Below are 22,064 nucleotides of genomic sequence, written 5' to 3'. Positions count from 1 at the left end.
ATCGGCGCTGGATTCCCTGGCAGCAGCGCCGATGGCTGTTAAGCGTACCCTATTTTTCGGTTGTTTGTATCGGGATACTGCCTCCCTCATTCGCAATGATGATATCGAACCGAACGGTGGTCGTACCCAGTAACGTACCTGTACCGTTAGGGCCCGAGAAAACAGTGACCTTGAACTGATACGAACCTACGTCTGGTTTGAACCCCTGCCCCGCCGGATAAAGCAGATAAGGGGCCGCGTTGGCATACACCGTGCGTTTTGCTTTGCCGGTTAATTCCATCAATACGCTACCCGCCGCCACTTTGGGCTGACAGCTGAGGTTGGCAAGTACCGGCATCTTTTTGCTGTCGAGCAGATCGGCATCTACCAGGTCTTTCAATACCTTACCCTGAATGTCGAGCAGCGTAGTAGTCACGGCAAAACGCGGGGCTGCCCGAACGGTGATCAAAAAGGTATCACTGACGGAAGCGCCACCGTTATCTGTTGCCTTAGCAATAGCCGGACTGGTACCGATAAGGGTTGGTACGCCCTGAACAACCCGTTTTGTCGGGTCATAGCTCAGGCCAACCGGCAACCCTGTCAGTGTAAGTGAAGTGATGGTTCCGTCAGGATCGGTGAACGCATTGGCCGGTACGGTAAACGAAGCGGGCTGATTCACCGTCAGTACCTGATCGGCCAGCCGGTTCGTTACCACGGGTGGTTTGTTTGGCCGCACGCAGGTTGTCGTGTAGGTCAGCGTTTGTTCAACACCACTTTGGCGTACCCGTAAAACCAGGGCCGTACCGTAACGAGGACCTTCGGCAAGCGTGTAGACCGATTGGCTCGTCCAGTCGAGAATCTGGTCGATGCTATACCTTATGGCCGTCCCATCCCCATCAGCGGTCTTAAACTCAAACCGGCCTGTAGCGCAGTCAAGTACCGGATCTAACAACCGTAACGGCTTAGCCTGCGGAACTACCGTTATGGTAAACGTGGTAGACACGCTTCCCCCCCGGTTGTCGGTGGCGGTGGCTGTCAATGTCCAGGTGCCGGTCACGATGGGGGCGCCGCTCATCGATCTCACGTTAGCCCCATAGACCAGACCCGGTGGTACACCCACTATACTCACGTTGTCGATGGTGCCATCGCTGTCGGCAAAGGTGGCGGCCGGGACTACCAAGGTCGTGTTGACAAACTGGGTCAGCGTCTGATTTGGTATCGCGGTCTTCACGGTTGGCAAATCGTTCGGCGGCAAACAGGTTGGGTGATATACGCCTGCAACCAGCTGCCCATTCTGCCTGATTTTTATATCCAGTTGGGTGTTGCTTCGTAAAGCGAGTGCCAGCGTAAAGGAAGACTGTGTGGTCCAGGTGAACAGCCGGTCGATGCTGTACTCGATCGGCGATCCATCGCCATCAGCCGTTCTGAACTCAAACAAACCAGTTGCGCAGTCCAGCACGGGGTCAAGGAGCCTCAATGGCTTTGTATCACGGTGGATCGTAATAACAAACGAGGTTGACACCGTTGCGCCTTTATCATCGGTGGCCATAACGGTCACTGTCCACGTACCTGTGGTCGATACGGTGCCGGTGATCAGGCGCGTCGACGCATCGTAGCTCAGGCCAGGTGGTAGCCCATTCACCGCTACAGACACAATCTGTCCGTCGGGATCGGAGAACGTACCTGACGGCAGCACGATAGAAACCGATTTAGTGACCGTACCCGCCTGATCGGCGATAGGTGTACTCACTACCGGATTCCGGTTGCCAATGGGGCAGGTAACCGTGTAATAGAGAACCACTTCGACCCCACTCTGCCGGGCTCTCACGGTGATGGGTACCGACGCAAACCGGTAATAATCCGTCAATGTATAAACCGACCGTGCATTATAACCGAACAGATTATCGGCAGCATACTCTATTGTTGTGCCATCGCCATCAGCCGACCGGAATTCAAACCGGCCAGAGGCGCAGTCCAGCAACGGATCGAGTAGCCGGAGCGGCTTTATCGATGAGCCAGCACTTACCGTAAACTTGAATGTGGTCGATACGGTGGCGCCTTTATTATCGGTAGCGGTAGCCGTGATTGTCCAGGAGCCGGCATTAGCGGGTGTTCCTGCCAGCGTGCGCGTCGCTGGCGTATAGGTGATTCCTGCGGGTAGCCCCGACAGGCTAACCGACGCAATTGTTCCGTCGGGATCGGTAAACGTATTGTCTGGTAAATTAACGCTGAATGCCTGTCCTGCTGTGGCAGTCTGGTCGGCTAGCGGGTTGGCCACAACTGGCGGCTTGTTGGCTACAATGGCCGACCCAACAACCAGTTTAAATGTGGTCGATACGGTGGCGCCTTTATCATCGGTGGCTGTTACGACCACGGTCCAAATGCCAACACTGGTAGTCGTTCCTTCCAGAATACGGGTTATGGGGGCATAGTTGATTCCCGGCGGTAGCCCTGATACACTTACTGACGCGATCTGCCCATCCGGGTCAGAGAACACGTTTGTTGGCAGGATAATAAGAAAGGGGAAACCCGATGTGGCGCCCTGATCAGATAACGTGGTGTTGACAACCGGGGGCTTATTCGTAGTCGTAGATGATACTGGGCAGGTAGTCGTATAGTTGAGCGAGATCTCTGTTCCGCTCTGCCGGGCTTTTATGGCCAGAACGCTTCCCGACCGGAATTGATCCGCCAATATGAAGGTAGACTGGCTGCTCCAGGTATATACATTGTTGATCGAATAGTCGACCGGTGACCCATCACCTTCTGTTGTTCGGAACTCAAACCGGCCCGTGGCGCAATCAACAACCGGATCTAGCAATTGAAGGGGTAAGGTAGCCCGCTTTACAGCCAGCACAAAGTAATCGGTAACCGTAGCATTATTATTGTCGGTGGCAGTCACGGTTATTTCATTTGAACCGATCAGCGCCGGTGTGCCACTAATTGTGCGGGTAGCCAGGTCATAGCTTAACCCAACGGGTAACCCCGACACAGCTACCGTGGCGATCTGCCCGTCGGCGTCGGTAAACGTATTGTCCGGTATTTTAAAGGAAAACGACTTGTTTAGTATGGCTGTCTGATTTGGTACCCGATTGGCTACAGTAGGGAGCTGGTTCTGCGGAGCGACAGACGCCGTGCTCAGCAAGTCTTCATCGATGAGTATCCGCACCGGTTTGCCATCGCTTCCCCTGATAGTTGCCCACTGCCCAAACACGCCGCTCTCGTAAAGATTGCTCTGGACAACATTAGACAACTTGTAGGTCATTGTTCCCGCAGGCGTCACCGTTGAGACAGGTTGTTCCAGCAACCGCTTTGCTTTTATACCAGCCAGCAGTGTTCTAAGCTGCGTTTCCTGGTTAAAGTCGAGGAAGTAATTGGCGAATGAAACTATTTTGGCGCCATACTTAAAACTGGTTTCTATCTGATCAGCAATGGCTGCAGTGCTGGTTGGATCACGATAATACAGTCCGTCTACCTCATTAATCAGCCAACCACCCGGTTTTATGTTGCTACGCAGCAAATCCATCGAAAGCTGATAGATGAAGCCCGGCGAATCGTTCACTTTTATACCGTCTGATAATTCTGACAGGCTCTTGAAACCCATTGTCCCCCGGTTGGGCGTGTCGTAGACGCTGCCCTGTTCGGTAACCACGCGAATGGTTGGATCAACTCCTTTTACCGTTTTGGCAAACTGATCATTGAAAGCCTTCAGTTGCGTATGCCGAAAGGCATACCAATCTGCCCCGCGCCTGCCCTGATAGGCTGACTCATTATTGGCATTAGGGTAGGTAGGCTTAATGGCCGACACGGTTGCATAGTTGGTGCCCCATGCTTTGTTGACGGCATCCAGGCTATTGTTGTATTTAGCGATGGCCCAGCGCTGAAAATCACCAATCGTTAGGTCATTGAAATCATACGACGTTCTATACTGGTCAGGGTAGTTCGTACCCCAGTATTCGTTCTCCCATTGGGGGTTAAACGTAACGGACATGAACAGTAGATCGCCCCGATCATTCAGGTATTTATAATGCTGCGCTGCGGAGCGAACAAAATCCTGAATCTTATCCATGGCAGGGGCATAGCCAAATCGAGCGTGGCTTGCTCCTTCGAGATCCATAACCTTGCCGCGCGAATCACGCATGGATTGCTCCTCTGGCCAGAAGCCAGTACGATCCTGGCGACAGGTGCGCAGGCGAAAAGCAACTTTTGCGTTGTACCGCTGAGCTACCTCAACAAACCGATCAATGTACGCCCAGTTGGGAGCACTATTGAGACTAGGTTGCAGTACATCCCAGGCAATACCAATGACAACGGAATTACACCCATTGGTAAACGCATCCTCCATACCAGCGATCTGCCTTCGTTGCATACTGCCATCACTATCTCCGTAGTGATACAGTGTGTACATAGCATAGCGCTTACCATCATCAACATAACCTTGAGCATTGCCTGGAATCGTCTGGACAACAGTTGCCAGTAAAAGAACCCAGTAAACAAGCAGCCTCCCAATCGTAAAAGATTGTTGCATATTACTATAGTTGGATAAATTAGGCACAACAAGTCTGGTCAACCGACGGGAGGCTGTCACCGGGCTGAACAGAGGCACTCTTTATAGTCTGGGTTAGCTTGGGCTCAATTCTGAAGAAATTGTTTACATCTAAAGGAGCCTTAACTTGTCGAGTAGCAATTATCGTGCAAAGAAATTGACTAGACAGAAATTTGCATAATAGTAACTTCATATGTTAAGTGTATATACGGGGGCTAACAAATATACAATCCTTTCACCCCAGCGATTAACTTCTAATACGAGACTAATCGCTTTTATCACGAACTTTGTGACCAGCAATCCATCAACAAAGTTCGCGTTGTAGCGTTACGCATTCATGGCTAATCGGTATTACCTAAAAGTGAAAGAAGTGATTCGGGAAACCCCCGACGCTATTACCATCCAATTCTGGCATCCAATCAATGAAGTTGTCCGTTACCAACCCGGCCAGTTTTTGACGTTTTTATTAACCATTGGTAACCAAAAAGTCCGGCGTTCCTATTCAATGTCCAGCTCACCACATGTAGATGCGTCGTTGGCTGTAACGGTAAAGCGGCTGCCGGGCGGGTTGGTATCGAACTATCTGTGCGACAGGCTAAAAGAGGGCGATGTGCTGGAGACGCTCGAACCTATGGGTACGTTCACGCCTACCCTTGTTGCATCGGCCAAGCGGTTACATATCCTGATTGGCGCGGGAAGTGGCATAACTCCTCTGTTTTCGATGATGAAATCGATCCTGCACGCTGAACCAAACAGTGAAGTATGGTTGATCTATGGCAATCGGAACCAGCAGGAGATCATTTATAAGGCCCATCTGGATGCTATCTCAGGCGTGTATACCGACCGGCTTACGGTGACACATATTTTAAGCCAGCCCTTGCCCGGCTGGGCAGGATTCTCTGGCCGCATCAACCAGTCAAACTTGCTAAAATTGCTGGAATCGCACCGCCCCGATTCATTACGGCAGGCCGAATATTACCTCTGCGGCCCAGATGGATTAATGGACGAGGTACGTTCGGCGTTAAATTTGCTAGCCGTTCCTTCCGACAAAATTCACCGGGAGAGCTTTCAAACGGCGACAACGGCCCAGGCGGTTGGCGCTGTAATCGAGGGAGAGACAGACAGTGACGACGGCAGCATTCAGGATGTGACGGTATTGTATGAAGGCAACGAATACAAGTTTGTTGTTGAGCCGCACCAAACTATTCTGGAAGCCGCGCTGGAACAGGATATCGATCTGCCTTACTCCTGCCAGGCGGGTATGTGTACGGCCTGTCTGGGCAAGTGTGTGTCGGGTGAGGTAAAGCTCGATGAAGAGGACGGTCTGTCTGAATCGGAAATTAAAGCTGGGTACGTTCTGACCTGTGTGGCTCATCCGGCTTCTAAAAATGTAGTTATAGAGATTGACTAAACCACGCACACTGTGCTGTGATTGCCGGTGGAGGAGTGTCCTTGACCGGCTTTTTTACGTATATCTAGTTGTGACGATGCCCCCTACCCCCATTGTTCTGGTTATTATTCCTGCTTTCAATGAAGAGAATTCAGTCGGTAACGTCGTCCGCGAGATTCCGGCCGATTGTGTTGCTGAAGTGGTGGTGGTCAACAACAATTCCAACGACCAAACGGCTGTTCAGGCAGCTGCCGCAGGGGCTACCGTTCTGAACGAGCCAGTGCAAGGGTATGGGCGCGCTTGCCTGCGTGGTATCTCCTACGCTCACATTCGCCAACAAAAGCCAGACATCATCGTTTTTCTCGATGCCGACTATTCTGATTACCCGGCTGAGCTACCCGACATTATTGCGCCAATTCTGGCCGATAAAGCCGATCTGGTGATCGGATCGCGGGCATTGGGAGAAAGGCAGCGGGGATCAATGACGCCCCAGCAAGTGTTTGGTAATTGGCTGGCAACCCGCCTGATCCGCTGGCTGTATGGTGTTCGGTTTACCGATCTGGGTCCTTTTCGGGCTATCCGGTTCTCTAGCCTGGTGGCCATTGATATGCAGGACACCACCTACGGCTGGACGGTGGAGATGCAGGTAAAGGCGGCAAAACTGGGTCTGCGTAGTATGGAAGTGCCCGTTCGGTATCGTCGCCGGATCGGTCACTCCAAGATTTCAGGTACGTTACGCGGCACTGTTTTAGCGGGTTATAAAATTTTGACAACCATTGCCAAATACAGTCGATAAGTCGGAGTCACAGGGTTGGCCTGTTCGTGAACAGGTAGCGTCCATATTTTCCAGCTTTTCGCCTGAATGTCAACGTTATGCTTAGGAACAGACGGTATTGTCTGACTATATGGAACAGATTATTCTTGCGCTTTACGCCCTTTCGTTGCTCTTGCTTTTTGCGTATAACCTCGGGCAACTCAGTCTGATTGTCATCTACCTGAAAGCAGGCCGGCGCCAACAGGTTCGCACCGTCGTGCCCGGATCGGCCGACTGGTCAGCGCTACCCAGGGTGACCGTGCAATTGCCTCTTTACAACGAACGCTATGTGGTAGAACGCCTGATCGATGCCGTAGTCGGGTTGACCTACCCCATGGATAAACTCGAAATACAGGTTCTCGACGACTCGACCGACGATTCGATTGAGCTTAGCGCCCGGAAAGTGGCCTATTATCAGCAACTTGGTTTCCGCATCAATCTGATACAACGCCCTGATCGGGTAGGGTTTAAAGCCGGCGCTTTGGCGTATGGACTAGACCGGGCTCAGGGCGAGTTCGTTGCCATTTTCGATGCCGATTTTGTGCCGGACCCCGATTTTCTGTTGAAAACTGTCCCCCATTTTGCCAATCCGGCCGTGGGTATTGTACAGACCCGCTGGACACACCTCAACGAAGATTATTCATTGCTAACTCAGCTACAGGCCTTTGGGTTGAATGCTCATTTCTTTATTGAGCAGGGTGGGCGGAATGCCGCTGATTTTTTCATGAATTTCAACGGCACGGCCGGCGTTTGGCGGAAATCAGCCATTTACGATGCAGGCGGCTGGAGCAGTGATACGCTTACCGAGGACCTTGACCTGAGTTACCGGGCTCAGTTGAAAGGCTGGAAATTCGTGTATCGGGAAGATATCGGTTCGCCTGCCGAATTACCCGTAGCCATGGCTGCGCTCAAATCGCAACAGTACCGCTGGATGAAAGGAGCCGCCGAATGCGCGCGCCGCCTGCTGATGAGCGTGCTGCGCTCACCTGACGTACCTGGCATGCATAAACTTCACGCCTTTTTTCATCTCTTCAGCAGTTCTACGTTTTTGCTCGTCTTTCTGCTCGCGTTTATCAGTGTCCCGGTTCTATATATCCGCAGTCTGCATCCAGAATGGGCTTTGGTGTATTATTTAATCAACTTTTTCCAGGCCAACTTAATCATCCTTCTACTCTTTTACGGCATTCCATTCTGGCGGTCGAATTCGCAAAGCAAACTGCTGTTTCCCTGGTATTTTCTTGCCTATTCGTCATTGATGATGGGCCTCTCGCTGCATAATGCCCTTGCGGTCATCGAAGGCTACATGGGCCGGAAAACGCCCTTTGTCAGGACGCCAAAATTCAATGTTCAAAAAGCGTCCGATAGCTGGCGAAGCAACGTATACCTGGCAGCCGGTTTTTCGTGGCTAACGGTATTAGAAGGATTTATGCTGCTCTACTTCATTGGCGGCATCTGTCTCGGGATCTTCCTGCATGATTACCGGATGCTGTTCTTTCACAGTATGTTAACGGTGGGCTACGGGCTGGTATTCGTATATTCGCTGCTCCACACGGTCCGTTTATCGGTTCGGTCACGGCCTTTCGATGTCGAATCGTCTACGACCAACGCGCGGCCTACGGGTGCGGTTGCATGAGCTTATACTCTCCCTTTTTGGCTACGTCGGCTACGCGCTGGGGGTGGCTCGTATTATCAGCCTGTTTGTACGGATTACTTGGGTACACAACCACGCGCGATCAGTTCCCGATGCTGATCGGCTTGTATACCCTGCTCATGTGGGGCTACAGCCTGCGTATCAGACCACTCCTGCTTGGTACTGATACGGCCAACACACCCATCGACCAGTTTTTATTCGGTGCGGCGGTGCTTTTCCGGTTGCTACTGATCGTGGCAATGCCCGCCTTATCAGACGATTACGCCCGCTTTATCTGGGACGGTCGCTTACTGCTTCATGGTATTAATCCGTACAGATTTCTGCCGGTTGAATTAATGGCGGGCGGTTTAGTACCCACCAGGTACGTTGATCCGGCACTCTATCAACTACTGAATTCACCGAATTACTATACTGTTTACCCACCCGTCAACCAGCTCCTTTTTGCGCTGGCAGCCTGGCTTTCGCCAGACAACCCGACAGGGAGCGTGGTCGTTCTGCGCCTGCCGATCATTCTGGCAGAGCTGGGTACGTTGTGGCTGATGCCCAAACTCCTGAAGAAGCACCACTGTAACCCCAATCTGGCCTTGCTTTACGGCCTAAATCCGCTGGTTATTCTGGAACTGACGGGCAATGTTCATTTCGAGGCGGTAATGATCTGCTTAACCCTGCTTGCCGCTTATTTCTGGCAACAACAGAAACAGGTTTTGTCGGCGGGAACGTTAGCGCTGGCCATTGCTACCAAACTGATACCACTGATTACGTTACCTTTAGTCGTGGCCTATGCCGGCTGGCAAACCGGGCTGCGCTATTCGCTGCTTGTTGTTGGCTTCGTCAGCCTCCTGTTCATTCCCTTTTTTGATCTTTCGTTGCTAATGAATATGCTCGAAAGCATTGACCTGTATTTCCGCAAGTTTGAATTCAACGCCAGCCTTTATTACCTGATTCGGGAGGTGGGTTACTGGCTGGAAGGCTACAATGTACTGGGGCGGATTGGCCTGTGGTTATCGCTGGTCACGACCGCCGGTTTGCTGGTCATCGCGTTTAGGCGTCAATTCCCTGTGCCGATCCGTTTGCTCTGGATGCTGACGCTCTATCTGGCTATGGCCACAACGGTTCACCCCTGGTATGTTACGTCGCTGGTAGCCATCTCGGTGTTTTCTGTTTCGTCTGCGAATTCCATTCGTTACCTTCTGTTCTGGTCAGGGGTGGTCTGGCTTTCTTATTCGGCCTACCGAACTATGCCGGCCCATGAAGACTCGACCCTGTTACTGCTCGAATACGGCGTCGTTTTTATTTTATTTAGCATTGACACCCGGCGTTATCTGGTTTACCGACGATTGCATGGCAAAACGACTGCTGAAGTATAAAAATTACGATGTTCACTCAATCACAACGGTGGCTGGCCTGAGTACGTCTACGCCCCGGAAAAATGCGAACATCGCTACCTGGGTCATGCAAACCGCGCTGGGCGGGAGCCGCTTAGCCGTGGCACTGTACAAGTCTGACTACACCATTGAGTTAGTGCGCGAAAGCGGCTTGCTAAATGTGAATCTGTTGGCGCAGGAGCAGACCGGGCTCATCCGCAAACTGGGGCGGCAATCGGGTCGGGGCGTAGATAAGTTCAGCCGGTTACCCCACGCCTATGATGAACGTGGCTGCCCTTACTTGACCGAGGCTGTTGGGTACGTTCAGTGTCGCGTGTTAGCCAATGTCGATGGGGGCGACCATGACGTTTTCATCTGCGAAGTGCTAAAACAGGTGGTACTTAACCCAGGTAAAGCGGTGCTAACCAACGATTATTTAAAAGAGAAAAAGTTGGTGAGGGGGTGAAATAAGTGTCAGGTTTCAGGTTTCAAGGGTCAGGTTTCAAGTGGCTTCGCTCAATCTAGTGATACAGCGAAGCCACTTGAAACCTGACCCTTGAAACCTGACCCTTGAAACCTGACCCTTGAAACCTGAAACTTGAAACTTGAAACCTGAAACTTACTTATACACACTACCATACCGGCCGCCCAGTAAATCGTCGACGTATTCGCGGGAATTACTGAGGCGGGGAACCTTGTGTTGGCCACCTACTTTACCCCGTTCTCGCATCCAGGCGTAGAACGTACCTGCGGGTACGGCGTGTACTATTGGACGTACCAGGGCCAGATCATGGTACCGCTTGGCGTCATAATCTGAATTGACCTGCCTGAGCGTGTCATCGAGGACCTGAATAAAATCACTAAGGCTATTTGGCTCACGGGCGAATTCGATAACCCATTCGTGGCCTCCCTGCTGGTGCCCGCTTATGCGGTCATGCTGCATGTAGATGGGCCCGGCGGTATAGTCGGAAATAACGGCACCCGTAGCCATACAGGCCTGAGTGATCGCCGTTTCGGCATTTTCTACGATGACCTCCTCACCAAACGCATTAATGAAGTGCTTGGTCCGTCCGCTAACCCGAATGCGGTGCGGGTAGAGTGAGGTGAAGCGAACCGTATCCCCGATTCGGTACCGCCACAGGCCGGCATTGGTTGAGATGATCAGTGCATAATTGCGATTCAGTTCAACCTCGTCAATGGTATACGATTTTGGAAACGTCTTCTCTGCATCTTCAACCGGCACAAATTCATAGAAGATACCGTAATCGGGCATGAGCATCATTTCATTAGCCCGAGTCATGTCGTCCTGAATGGCGAAGTACCCTTCCGAGGCATTATAGACTTCCTGAAAGCCCACGTTGCTCCCCCCAAAAATCTGCTGACTAAATAATTCCCGGTAGGGTTGAAACGCTACGGCGCCGTGAACGAATACCTCAAAATTAGGCCAGATCTCCAGAATATTTTTTTTGCCGGTTTGTGCCAGAATCTTCTGAATCAGCACCATAGTCCAGGTAGGTACGCCCAGAATACTCGTTACGTTCTCCTGAGCCGTAACCTGCGCCATCCGCTCAATTTTAGTCTCCCACTCGTCCATTAGGGCGATATCGAGGGATGGCGTTCTGATCACCTGCCCCCAGGCAGGCAGGTTTTTCATGACTACAGCCGAAATGTCGCCCGTTGCGCTATTGCGGCCATACGGGTTCGCGTGCAGACTGCCGCCTATTGACAGTCCTTTCCCGTCAAAAACCTTCGTATCTGGCCGATTGGCGATGTATAGCGCCATCATATCTTTCCCGCCTTTGATATGGCAATCGTCAAGGGCTTCGGAGGAGACAGGAATGTATTTGCTGCGGGCGTTGGTTGTTCCCGACGATTTGGAGAACCAGCGAATGGGCGATGACCAAAGCACGTTCTGTTCGCCTTTCATGACCCGCTCGATATACGGAAATAAATCTTCGTAACCGGAAACAGGTACTTGTTGCTGAAAATCGCGTACCGACCGGATACTGCCGTATCCGTGTTTACGCCCCCATTCGGTACGCCGCCCCCGCCCGATCAGCGATCGGAATATGGTTTGTTGTGCGTCTCCCGGGTGTGCCTTTAGCTCCTCAATGCGAGGAAGGCGCCGACGAAGCAGCCAACTGAGCGTCGTGTTCAGAAAGGTCATACAAGCAGTACGAGCTGGCGATTAGGCTATAAACTTAACCGTTTGTCGGTCTAAGTACAAACACGGGCTACGCCACCTTGTTTCAGAGTTTTTTAGCCCGATCGGGGTAATCGGTGATCAGGCCATCCACACCAATATCGAGCATTCGCTGCATATCGGCCGGATTATTCACGGTCCAGGGCACAACCTTAATTCCCTGCTGGTGTAATTTCTCGACGCTATCACGGCCGATCAGCTGATAATTTGGGCTATAAATAGCGGGTTTAAACCCAAGCTTTTTTAGGTTATGGTCAATACCACGAATATTCTCGACCAGCGCCGCTAACCGGACTGGCAAGGCGTTTTTGGCTTTGATCTGTTCATTCCATTCCTGAAGCATGACAAAATCGAAGCTTTGGATGATGATTCGCTCGGCAGGTACGTTCGCGTTCGTCAGCACGGCATTGACCAGCCTGCAAAACGCCGCCGGACGGGGCTGGCTCCGATCGTATTCCGATTCGTCACTTTTCAGTTCAATGTTATAGCTAAATGCGGGCAGGTTTTTTTCGTTTCTATACGCCTCGGCTGCGGCCAGTACATCGCTCAGCAATGGCTTGTGAACCTGCTGCTTCTGCTGTTCCGGAAAGCGCGGGTTTCCGTTCGCCCCAACATCATACTTTTTGATCTCGGCATACGGCATTTTGTACAAGACCAGGCTTTTCTGCTCGGCCTTCGTTACCGGATCACCAGCTGGTTTTATACTGAACTCGGCGTTGAAATAGGGTTCGTGCGACACCACTACCTGTCCGTCCTGACTGATCACTACGTCCATTTCCAGGGTATTCACACCCAGGTCAAGTGCTTTTAAAAAAGCAGGAATCGTATTTTCAGGCATCAGGCCCCGGCAGCCACGGTGCCCCTGTAAGTCGTAAGCGCCTGCGGGTTGAGCAGAAAGTGAACTGGTTGTCAGCATGAAAAGCAGCAGCGGTACCGCACGCATAAAGTGGCCTGGATTCGTGAAATCAAATGTAAAAAAAAGCCGGTAGCTGCTTGTGTTATCAAACAGTTACCGGCTGAGTGAGACTATTACAGCTATACGCTAATGAATAGCTGTAATTCACAATGGTCTAATCGCTTTCACAAAGGCTTCGATCCCCTCAGGACCCGGACCCTCTTTCTGTAGATGCTTCACGAACGCACTGCCGATAATAGCCCCGTTGGCGTGTTCACTGGCCGTATCGAATGTTTCCTGGTTGTTGATACCGAAACCGATCAGCCTCGGGTTTCGCAGGTTCATGACAGCAATCCGCTCAAAGTAGGCCTTCATGGTATCGCTAATGCCCGATACAGAACCGGTAATGCTCGCCGATGATACCATGTAGATGAACCCTTCCGAGGCCTCATCAATGAAGCGAATGCGTTCGTCGGTGGTTTGTGGTGTTATCAGGAAGATGTTGAGAATGCCGTAGCGCTCAAACGTGCTTTTGTATTCAGCCTCGTACAGATCGAACGGCAGGTCGGGCAGAATCACGCCATCGACACCTACTTCCTGGCATTTCCGGCAAAACGCCTCCACGCCAAACTGAAGCACCGGGTTGATGTAGCCCATCAGCAGCAGCGGCACCGTAATTTCGTCGCGGCAACCGGCCAGTTGCTCGAACAGGATCCGCAGGGTCATGCCATTGGTAAGGGCAACGCCATTGCTCTGCTGAATAACTTCACCGTCGGCCACCGGGTCTGAATAGGGCATACCAATCTCAACCAGGTCAACGCCGGCCTGTTGCAGGCCTCGGAGCACCGTCCGTGTGTCGTTTAACTTAGGAAAACCTGCAGTGAAATAGACATTGAGCAATCGATCGCTTTTGGTCGAAAACAGGTCGGTGATGCGGTTTTGTAGGGTTGTCGTCATGGCGAGTGAGTTCCAGGTTTCAGGTGCTTTGCCCATCAACCTGTCGGTAACCAAGCGAAGCACTTGAAACCTGGAACCTGAAACTAGTTTACAGATACTTGGTATAGGTGCTCAAATCTTTATCACCCCGCCCCGACAGGCAAACAACAACAACGTCGTCTTTCTTCAGCGGCAGTTCAGTCAGCACCGCCAGCGCATGAGCCGTTTCGAGGGCCGGAATGATGCCTTCCAGTTTGCTGAGATTGAAACCAGCCTTCACGGCATCATCGTCGGTAACGCTGTAGAAATCGCCCCGGCCCGAATCAAACAGGTGGGCGTGGAGCGGACCAATACCCGGATAGTCCAGCCCTGCCGAGATGGAATAAGGCTCGGTTACCTGCCCATCGTCTGTTTGCATCAGAATCGTGCGTGATCCGTGTAGCACACCAGGTTTGCCCAACGCCGTTGTAGCGGCCGAATGACCCGTGTTTACGCCCTGACCAGCGGCTTCAGCGGCAACCAGACGTACCTGAGGCTCATCCAGAAAATGGAAGAAGGCCCCGGCCGCATTGCTACCGCCGCCTACGCAGGCCACTACGTAATCGGGAGTTTCGCGGCCCTCTTTCGCCAGCAGCTGCTTCCGAATCTCTTCTGAAATCACCGACTGGAAACGCGCCACCATATCCGGGTACGGGTGTGGACCAACCACCGAACCAATGATGTAGTGCGTATCAACCGGGTTATTGATCCAGTGACGCATGGCTTCGTTGGTCGCGTCTTTCAATGTTTGGCTTCCCGATCTGGCAGGACGTACCTCGGCGCCCAGCATCCGCATACGGTCAACGTTTGGCTTCTGCCGCTCAATATCAATGGAACCCATGTAGATGATGCATTCCAGACCCATCAGGGCGCAAACGGTAGCCGTAGCCACGCCATGCTGCCCCGCGCCTGTTTCGGCCACGATACGCTTCTTACCAAGCCGCTGCGCCACCAGAATCTGCCCAATGGTGTTGTTGATCTTATGGGCACCCGTATGACACAGGTCTTCCCGCTTCAGGTAGATCGTTGCGCCAACTTGTGCCGACAGTCGCTTAGCCAGAAACAACGGTGTGGGACGACCTACATAATCGGTCAACAACTGCCAGAACTCCGCCTGAAACGCCGGATCGGCAATAATGTCCAGGTAATTTTGGCGTAGCTCCTCTACGTTGGGGTACAGCATTTCGGGGATGAATGCACCACCAAAATGGCCGTAAAAGCCTTTATCGGTTACCTCGAATGAGCCGTTCGTCGTCGAGGGTTGGGGTTCAAGTATCGTTTGCATGAAATTAGTACTTTACCAGACGTAGCCCGAGAGCCGTCAGATGGTCAAAATCATTATCTGCGGTTATGCAATTCCATATCCAGTTACAAGGCAGTAGCAGCGGCGAACTGCCCAGATGTCGTTTTTGCCCATGTTCCGAGCAGACCTTTCGCGAGGAAGCCAGTCTAGTTTACCCTGGCTAAAAGCATCAATTAAGGCATAGCTTTTGGTTATTGACAATGTACTATCAGCTATTGGAAAGGTAGAGATTATGGAATTCATCCTATTCACTTTCTGAATTCCCCGATCTGACTTAAGTGCAAATGCTTCTAATTCGCCTACTATTACGACTGGTATCACTAGTCGACCTGGGCCCTTAATGTCCTTTCGAATTAGCTCAATTAGACGATTTGTATCGAATATCATTTACGGTTTTTCTCTTCGGCCAGAATTTCATCCATGCGCTTGTTCTCTTCTTTAGAGAATTCGATTCCAAAAAAGAAAGCGTCTTTAGGAGCAACAGCGTCCAAGAACCGATCAACACCCCACCGCTTTATGTCCTCCGGCTTATACACATTCGATCCGCGTTCTTTGATTGTCCTCCTCAACTTGCTTCGTCGTTTCCATAAAGCGGCTTTTTATAGTTAAATGCTATGCTTCTTCCTCCTCTTCAATTGGCCGAAGCCGATCGATAAGCTCTTTTACTTTCGCCACGTCTTTCACCCCCGGCGATACTTCAACCTGGCTATTCACATCGACGCCGTAGAGCTTCATTCCCTTCAGTTGATCCAGCTGGTCGAGGTTTTCGAGGCCGATACCACCGCTGATGAAGAAGGGCTTTTCGTTATCGTAGTTTTTCAGCACGTTCCAGTCGAAGGTATGTCCATTACCGCCGGGCTGCTCGCCTTTGGCATCGAACAGGAACAGATCGGCGTAGGCTTTGTAGTTGTTCACCATCGAGAAGTTGAAGGTGCCATCGACCCTAAAGGCCTTGATAATGTTAACGCCCCTGTTCTGTAGGCTTCGGCAATAATCGGGGGCTTCGTTACCGTGAAGCTGTACATACTGCAAATCGTATTTTTTTACCGATCGCAGAATATATTCCGGGCTGGCATTAACAAATACGCCCACTTTCCGAATCGACCGAGGCAGGGCTTTAACCACATCTGCATCCAGTTCGTCGCCCACAAACCGGGGTGATTGGTCATAGAAGATAAAGCCGACAAAATCCGGATTCAGAGCCGCCACTTGCTCCAGATTGGCCGCATCGCGCAGGCCGCATACTTTAATCTTCATACGATTTGATGAATGGTTTTAGATTGGACAAGTTGTTCCTTATAATCGGTCACTAACTGACGCAAAGCCATTGCCGGGTTATCTGTTTTCATAAACGCTTCGCCAATTAAAAACGCCTGATAACCCACTTCGTGCAACCGCACCATCGTGCTGGCATCATGCAGTCCGCTCTCGGTTACCTTTACATACTGAGCTGGAATCAGACTAGCCAACCGGATCGACGTATCGATATCGGTGACGAATGTTTTCAGGTTCCGGTTGTTCACACCAACCAGATCAATGCTTTCACACAGAGAACGTTGCAGCTCGTCGGCATCGTGTACTTCCAGCAACACCTCCAGACCAAGTTCATGGGCAAATTCGCTCAGGGAACGTACCTGATCGGGCGTAAGGCAGGCAGCAATGAGCAAGACCAGATCAGCGCCCCAGGCTTTTGCCTCCAGAAGTTGATAACGATCGACCACAAAATCTTTACGCAGGATCGGGGTGTGTGGATTAGCGGCGCGAGCAGCCTGCAAGTCGGTAGGTGTGCCACCAAAGAATGGCTCGTCGGTCAGCACCGACAAAACAGCCGCACCGGCAGCAACGTACCCACGCGTGGTCTCAGCTACATCAACTCGGTCGTTGATGATACCTTTCGACGGCGATTTACGTTTGAACTCCGAAATTATACCTGTAGAGCCCGCTGCTATCAGTGCCGCCCGCGCCGAATTGACGGAGCGATTAAAAAGGGGCATGTTCCGTAAATGAGCCTCCGAAACAGTTGCCTTCCGCTCGGCAACCTCATCCCGTTTACGGGCAACTATCGTATCTAAAATAGTCATCTATCAATCGTTAAGTAGTCATTCGTTCCACATACTAATGCTCGGCGAATGACCTTACTTCATCAATATGTCGAACGACTGTTTGGCCCGGCCACTCTCCAACGACTCCCGCGCCAGCGCCACAGCCTCTTCAGTAGTGGTTGCTTTGCCGGCGGCCAGCAATGCCATAGCGGCATTTGCCAGTACGGCCTGCGTCTGGGCTGAAGTCGCTTCGTTGTTCAGCACATTCATAAAAATCTGAGCTGATTCGTCTGCTGTTTTCCCGCCCGACAATGCTTGGGCCGATAGTCGCTCAAATCCAATATCTGCCGGATTTAGCATCAGTTCCGTGTGGTGCGTAATGGCCTTGAATGGGCTAGTAAGCGACACTTCATCGTAACCATCCAGCGAATGGAGCACCATAAACTGCTTGTCTGTCTGCTGATAAAGGTACGCATAAAGCCGGGCCAATTCAAGGCTATATACCCCCACCAGTTGCTTGTTGGGCCGCGATGGATTCACCATTGGCCCCAGCACATTGAAGAACGTTTTTACGCCCAACTCTTTTCGGATCGGCCCAACGTTTTTCATGGCCGGGTGGAACAGGGGCGCGTGTAGAAAGCAGATACCCGCCGTTTCTATTTTGCGCTGCAATTCGCCAATATCGTTGGTGAACCTGTAGCCCAACCGTTCCATCACGGTGCTCGATCCCGTCAGCGACGATACGCCGTGGTTACCATGCTTGGCTACCCGCTGCCCCGCCCCGGCCACGACAAACGCCGACAACGTAGAGATATTGAACGTGTCTTTCCCATCGCCGCCCGTACCACAAACGTCCATGGCATCGTAGCCCGACAAATCAACGGGTAAGCAAAGCTCCAGCATGGCGTCGCGGAACCCTTCCAGTTCCTCAACCCGGATACTCCGCATCATGTAAACGGTCAGGAATGCCGCCACCTGCGACTGGTTGTACTGGCCCTGCGTAATGCCCAGCAGTACTTCCTTTGCCTGCGCCGTAGTCAGGGTCTTATATTCGAAAAGGTGATTCAGGATTGCTTTCATGCAAGTGAAAGAGATAAAGAGTAAAAGAGTGACTAAACCTTGGGAAGAACGAATGGATGAGTATTCTGAAGGGCCAGGTAGTTCGCTACTTAGCCACTCTTTCGCTCATTCATTCGTTCACTCTTTACGTCATTAGCCAGTTCTTCATCATTTGCACGCCGCCAACGGTCAGTACCGATTCAGGATGGAATTGTACGCCCCGAACATCGTACCGGGCATGGCGCAAACCCATGATACGGCCATTTTCATCTTCGGCCGTAATGAGTAAATCGTTGGGCAAACCATCACGGACGACTGACCATGAATGATACCGGCCCACCGTCAGATCGTCGGGTAATTCGTTGAATAAAGGTTCGTGCCGGTCAACAACCTGAGCCGAGTGGGCCACGCCGTGCAGCACATCGCCCAGGTTTTCGAGCGTTGCGCCGAATACCTCACCGATTGCCTGATGACCCAGACAAACGCCCATGATCGACTTTGTGGCAGCATATTCAGCGATCAATGGCTTCAGAACGCCAGCTTCATCCGGGATTCCAGGTCCCGGCGAGAGCAGGATTTTGTCGTACTCGGCAGCGTCCTCAACCGTCAGTTTATCATTCCGAATGACATCGGGACGATGGCCCAGCTCACGCAGGATATAGACCAGGTTGTAGGTAAACGAATCGTAATTATCTAAAACAAGAATTTTCATGGAAATGAGATCTGTGTCCTCTGTCTTCTGTTGCGTTGCTCCATCAAATTACCTGCTGAGTAGCAGCGCAACAGAAGACAGTAAACTGATGACAGAGAACTTTTTTAGATTGTTTGTGCCTGTTGAATGGCGGCCCGTAACGCGCCTAACTTGTTGTGCACCTCCTGTAGTTCACTCTCAACTACGGACTTGGCTACTACACCCGCCCCAGCCTGGTAATACAGCGAATTGTTCTGGCTCATAAACGTCCGAATCATAATGGCATGATTGAATTCGCCGTCGAAACCCATATAGCCGATGCTTCCCGAATAGAAACCCCGGCTCTGGTTTTCGTACCGGTCAATGAGCTTCATCGCCATATGTTTCGGAGCGCCCGACAACGTACCTGCGGGGAATGTTTCGGCCACGATCTGCAGCGGATCAGCCCCCTCATTCAATTGGCCAACGACTTTCGACACCAGGTGAATTACGTGCGAATAGTATTGAACTTCCTTAAACGTTTCCACCTTCACCACATCACAGTTTCGGCTCAGGTCATTCCGGGCCAGATCGACCAGCATCACGTGCTCGGCCGATTCTTTCGGATCGTCGTACAATTTTTGGGCTAACTCCGCATCTTTCGCATCATCACCCGTCCGGCGGAACGTACCTGCAATCGGATAAATCGTTGCCTCGCCTTTCTTCACCACGATCTGCGACTCAGGCGATGAGCCAAACAGTTTGAAATTGCCGTAATCGAAATAGAACAGATAAGGCGATGGATTCAATGACCGTAATGCCCGATACACGTTGAATTCATCGCCTCTGAATGGCGTCTGAAAACGCCGTGATAACACAATCTGGAACACATCGCCCCGGCGGCAGTGATCAATTCCATGCTGAATAACACCCCGAAACTCGTCGTCGCTAAAGTTAGAGGTTTCTTCACCTGTCGTTGTAAACGAGTACAGCGCGTAATTACGACTCGTCAAAAAAGCAGTGACTTCGTCAATGAGACTCTCGGCAGGCTTCTCTCCTTCCTGAAGGTATTGATGTTCGAACAAATGCAGTTCGTCTTTGAAATGGTTGATCGCCACAACGTATCTGTATACCTGAAAAACCGCTGCTGGAATACGATTTTCCTCAGGAACTGGCGCTGTCAGGTGAATATCTTCAAATCCCTCGACAGCTGGGAAACCGAAATAACCAAACAAGCCATTTGAGATAAACGAAAACCCGGATGCTGGAGCCGTGAACTGATCCTTAAAATTACGTAGCGCTGGCATCAACGCATCAGGATCAGCTGTTCTACGTGTCTCCTCCTTCCCAGGTAACACCGTGCTGATGATGCCTTCGGCGTACGTGAACCGCGCAGCCGGATCGAACGCGATGTACGAAAAGCTGTTGTCGTTGCCGTGGTAGTCGGCGCTTTCGAGCAAAATGCTATTGGGATACTTATCACGAATACGCAAGTAGCTACTCACGGGCGTGATAATATCTGCCAGCATGCGCCGATGCGTGGTATGAACAGCATACTGTTGACTGGTTTGAGGCGAAATGGTCATTGTAGTAAGGCGTTAGACGGAAGTTCGGACAATAAAAAAGGCTCACCGGGATGACGGTGAGCCTTTTGATAGAGTGTTATACAGAACACAACAGGGCAACCCTCATCCTTTGCAGGAAAAGTGCCACCACCATGCTTTGTTCGTAATCAGATTCATGTTCTTATAAATCAAGTGGAGCTTTTACCTCTCCTTTTTTATCAACGTTTTAATGAATGGCGGGATTCGAACCGCTGCGGCGGACCGTCCACGACCTCTACGTCCCGAACGTAGCGCGCTACCAGGCTGCGCTATACCCCGTTTCTGAGCACAAAAATAGTTATTCAGTCTGATTTTGAAACTGCAACCGTAAATTTTTACGAATAAAAGGCAATCGATTCGTTATATAACTGACATTCATCAACCCCATATGCCTGAGTTACCAGAAGTCGAGATGCGGCGTCTCTATTTAGAAGCTACCTCATTTGATCAACCCATCGATTCAATTACGGTCGAAGATAAGAAGCTACTCACCACAGATTTTAGCACACTACAAGAGAACCTCTACGGTCGGCGGTTTCTGGGCACCAAACGAGTTGGTAAGAATCTCTTCATCTATACAGATAATCCCACTGTCATTGTCCGGATGCACTTCGGCATGACGGGAGACTTGGTTTATTACCACAACTCAATTGACCGACCAAGACACGCCCGTATCGTGTTTTACTTTAAGAATGGCTTTTGCCTGGGTTTTGTATGTCCCCGAAAATTTGAACGAGTCGGACTTGTCTCCGACATTGATGAATACCTAAAGCTTAAGAAAATAGCCCCCGATGCGCTTTCTATTGATGTAGGTACGTTATCCAACAAGCTTAGGAAGCGGCGTTCGCCTGTTAAGCCCGTTCTACTCGATCAATCTACCACGGCCGGATTAGGTAACTGGATTGTGGATGAAGTGCTGTTCCAGGCCAAGGTGCATCCATCGAATATTAGTGCAGATTTATCTGATGAACAGATTCAGGCCATCCACGATGCTATACATCTTGTGCTTGAAACAGCTATTATCAAAGAAGCCAATTATCGCGATTTCCCACCTTCGTTTCTTATCCACGCCCGTCGGTGGGATATGTCTCCTTATGAAGACCCTGAAGCGTATAAGTTCTGTCCTCGGTGCGGCATAGCGATCGAGGTGATAGAGGTAGGAGGTCGAACTACATACTTTTGCCCGGAAGAGCAGGTGCTTTCTTAAACTGTGTCAGTTGATACTTTGTAACAAGTTACTTCGCGCTTGTGTCTCTTCGACAGTTTCAGGATAACAACTCGCATATTGATGTACATGTGACCTTGAGTGAGTGTTTCGCCCTGATCGGAACGGTCTCCCGCTGCGTTCAAAGGGCCTACAGCCCGAAGCAACTTACAACCTATAAGTGCATCGTTTGCTGAGGGGTATATAACAATAAAAAGTCCCGCCTCTTGCGAAGCGGGACTCTATTGTCTAGGGGTGGCGACCGCCTACTCTCCCGGTCGTGACACCAGTACCATCGGCAGTGCGGGGCTTAACGGCTCTGTTCGGAATGGGAAAAGGTGTGCACCCGCCCGTCGTCACCAACCTCC

The 22,064-nt window shown here is 51.2% G+C and carries 16 protein-coding genes, 1 tRNA gene and 1 rRNA gene; 6 read left to right on the top strand and 12 right to left on the bottom strand.

The features are described 5' to 3' along the window. Positions 1-49 precede the first annotated feature (49 nt). Complete coding sequence (locus tag ACAW75_RS25520; RefSeq protein WP_370731620.1) at positions 50-4,384, bottom strand: putative Ig domain-containing protein; 4,335 nt, start codon at positions 4,382-4,384, stop codon at positions 50-52. A 475-nt stretch (positions 4,385-4,859) separates the two neighbouring features. Between ACAW75_RS25520 and ACAW75_RS25515 the strand changes: the two genes are divergently transcribed. From ACAW75_RS25515 to ACAW75_RS25495, 5 genes are all read left to right on the top strand, one after another. Then, positions 4,860-5,933 carry a 2Fe-2S iron-sulfur cluster-binding protein gene (locus ACAW75_RS25515; protein WP_370731619.1) on the top strand — a complete coding sequence of 358 codons (1,074 nt, stop codon included), beginning with the start codon at positions 4,860-4,862 and terminating at the stop codon, positions 5,931-5,933. Positions 5,934-6,009: 76 nt separating this feature from the next. Then, the gene (locus tag ACAW75_RS25510; RefSeq protein ID WP_370731618.1) at positions 6,010-6,708 is read left to right on the top strand and encodes a glycosyltransferase family 2 protein; all 699 of its coding nucleotides are present in this window, start codon (positions 6,010-6,012) and stop codon (positions 6,706-6,708) included. A gap of 109 nt (positions 6,709-6,817) precedes the next feature. Beyond that, on the top strand, positions 6,818-8,359 hold the full coding sequence (locus ACAW75_RS25505) for a cellulose synthase family protein (RefSeq protein WP_370731617.1): 1,542 nt from the start codon (positions 6,818-6,820) through the stop codon (positions 8,357-8,359). Beyond that, positions 8,356-9,744 carry an MptA/MptB family glycosyltransferase gene (locus tag ACAW75_RS25500; RefSeq protein WP_370731616.1) on the top strand — a complete coding sequence of 463 codons (1,389 nt, stop codon included), beginning with the start codon at positions 8,356-8,358 and terminating at the stop codon, positions 9,742-9,744. Before ACAW75_RS25505 ends, ACAW75_RS25500 begins: the two co-directional genes overlap by 4 nt. After that, a complete protein-coding gene (locus tag ACAW75_RS25495) occupies positions 9,719-10,207 on the top strand; it encodes a flavin reductase family protein (RefSeq protein ID WP_370731615.1) in 489 nt (162 codons plus the stop codon). Before ACAW75_RS25500 ends, ACAW75_RS25495 begins: the two co-directional genes overlap by 26 nt. A 153-nt stretch (positions 10,208-10,360) precedes the next feature. Here ACAW75_RS25495 and ACAW75_RS25490 read toward each other — a convergent pair whose 3' ends face one another. The 10 genes from ACAW75_RS25490 to ACAW75_RS25445 form a co-directional block, all read right to left on the bottom strand. Further along, on the bottom strand, positions 10,361-11,908 hold the full coding sequence (locus tag ACAW75_RS25490) for a GH3 auxin-responsive promoter family protein (protein WP_370731614.1): 1,548 nt from the start codon (positions 11,906-11,908) through the stop codon (positions 10,361-10,363). A gap of 82 nt (positions 11,909-11,990) precedes the next feature. After that, the gene (locus ACAW75_RS25485) at positions 11,991-12,887 is read right to left on the bottom strand and encodes a glycerophosphodiester phosphodiesterase family protein (protein ID WP_370731613.1); all 897 of its coding nucleotides are present in this window, start codon (positions 12,885-12,887) and stop codon (positions 11,991-11,993) included. A 117-nt stretch (positions 12,888-13,004) separates the two neighbouring features. Then, on the bottom strand, positions 13,005-13,796 hold the full coding sequence (gene trpA, locus ACAW75_RS25480) for a tryptophan synthase subunit alpha (RefSeq protein WP_370731612.1): 792 nt from the start codon (positions 13,794-13,796) through the stop codon (positions 13,005-13,007). 88 nt (positions 13,797-13,884) lie between these two features. After that, positions 13,885-15,099: a tryptophan synthase subunit beta gene (gene trpB / locus ACAW75_RS25475; protein WP_370731611.1), complete on the bottom strand. Its 1,215-nt coding sequence runs from the start codon at positions 15,097-15,099 to the stop codon at positions 13,885-13,887. Positions 15,100-15,729: 630 nt separating this feature from the next. After that, positions 15,730-16,374, bottom strand: coding sequence for a phosphoribosylanthranilate isomerase (locus tag ACAW75_RS25470; RefSeq protein WP_370731610.1), 645 nt, complete (start codon positions 16,372-16,374; stop codon positions 15,730-15,732). After that, positions 16,371-17,198, bottom strand: a complete 828-nt coding sequence (gene trpC, locus ACAW75_RS25465) for an indole-3-glycerol phosphate synthase TrpC (protein ID WP_370731609.1) — start codon at positions 17,196-17,198, stop codon at positions 16,371-16,373. Before trpC ends, ACAW75_RS25470 begins: the two co-directional genes overlap by 4 nt. Before the next feature lie 54 nt (positions 17,199-17,252). Further along, positions 17,253-18,239 (bottom strand): anthranilate phosphoribosyltransferase, encoded by a 987-nt coding sequence (gene trpD, locus ACAW75_RS25460; RefSeq protein WP_370731608.1) that lies wholly within the window; start codon positions 18,237-18,239, stop codon positions 17,253-17,255. Positions 18,240-18,363: 124 nt separating this feature from the next. Then, positions 18,364-18,930: an anthranilate synthase component II gene (locus tag ACAW75_RS25455; protein ID WP_370731607.1), complete on the bottom strand. Its 567-nt coding sequence runs from the start codon at positions 18,928-18,930 to the stop codon at positions 18,364-18,366. A 104-nt stretch (positions 18,931-19,034) separates the two neighbouring features. After that, positions 19,035-20,474, bottom strand: coding sequence for an anthranilate synthase component I family protein (locus ACAW75_RS25450; protein WP_370731606.1), 1,440 nt, complete (start codon positions 20,472-20,474; stop codon positions 19,035-19,037). Between the two features lie 214 nt (positions 20,475-20,688). Then, positions 20,689-20,763, bottom strand: a tRNA-Pro gene (locus ACAW75_RS25445). 117 nt (positions 20,764-20,880) lie between these two features. Between ACAW75_RS25445 and ACAW75_RS25440 the strand changes: the two genes are divergently transcribed. After that, a complete protein-coding gene (locus ACAW75_RS25440) occupies positions 20,881-21,699 on the top strand; it encodes an Fpg/Nei family DNA glycosylase (protein ID WP_370731605.1) in 819 nt (272 codons plus the stop codon). Between the two features lie 250 nt (positions 21,700-21,949). On the opposite strand, the gene rrf is transcribed toward ACAW75_RS25440, so the two are convergent. After that, positions 21,950-22,060 (bottom strand): 5S ribosomal RNA (gene rrf / locus ACAW75_RS25435). Positions 22,061-22,064: the final 4 nt, after the last annotated feature.

Source organism: Fibrella arboris (genome assembly GCF_041321095.1).
Lineage (GTDB): Bacteria > Bacteroidota > Bacteroidia > Cytophagales > Spirosomataceae > Fibrella > Fibrella arboris.
This window is presented reverse-complemented; position numbering and strand designations above follow the sequence as displayed.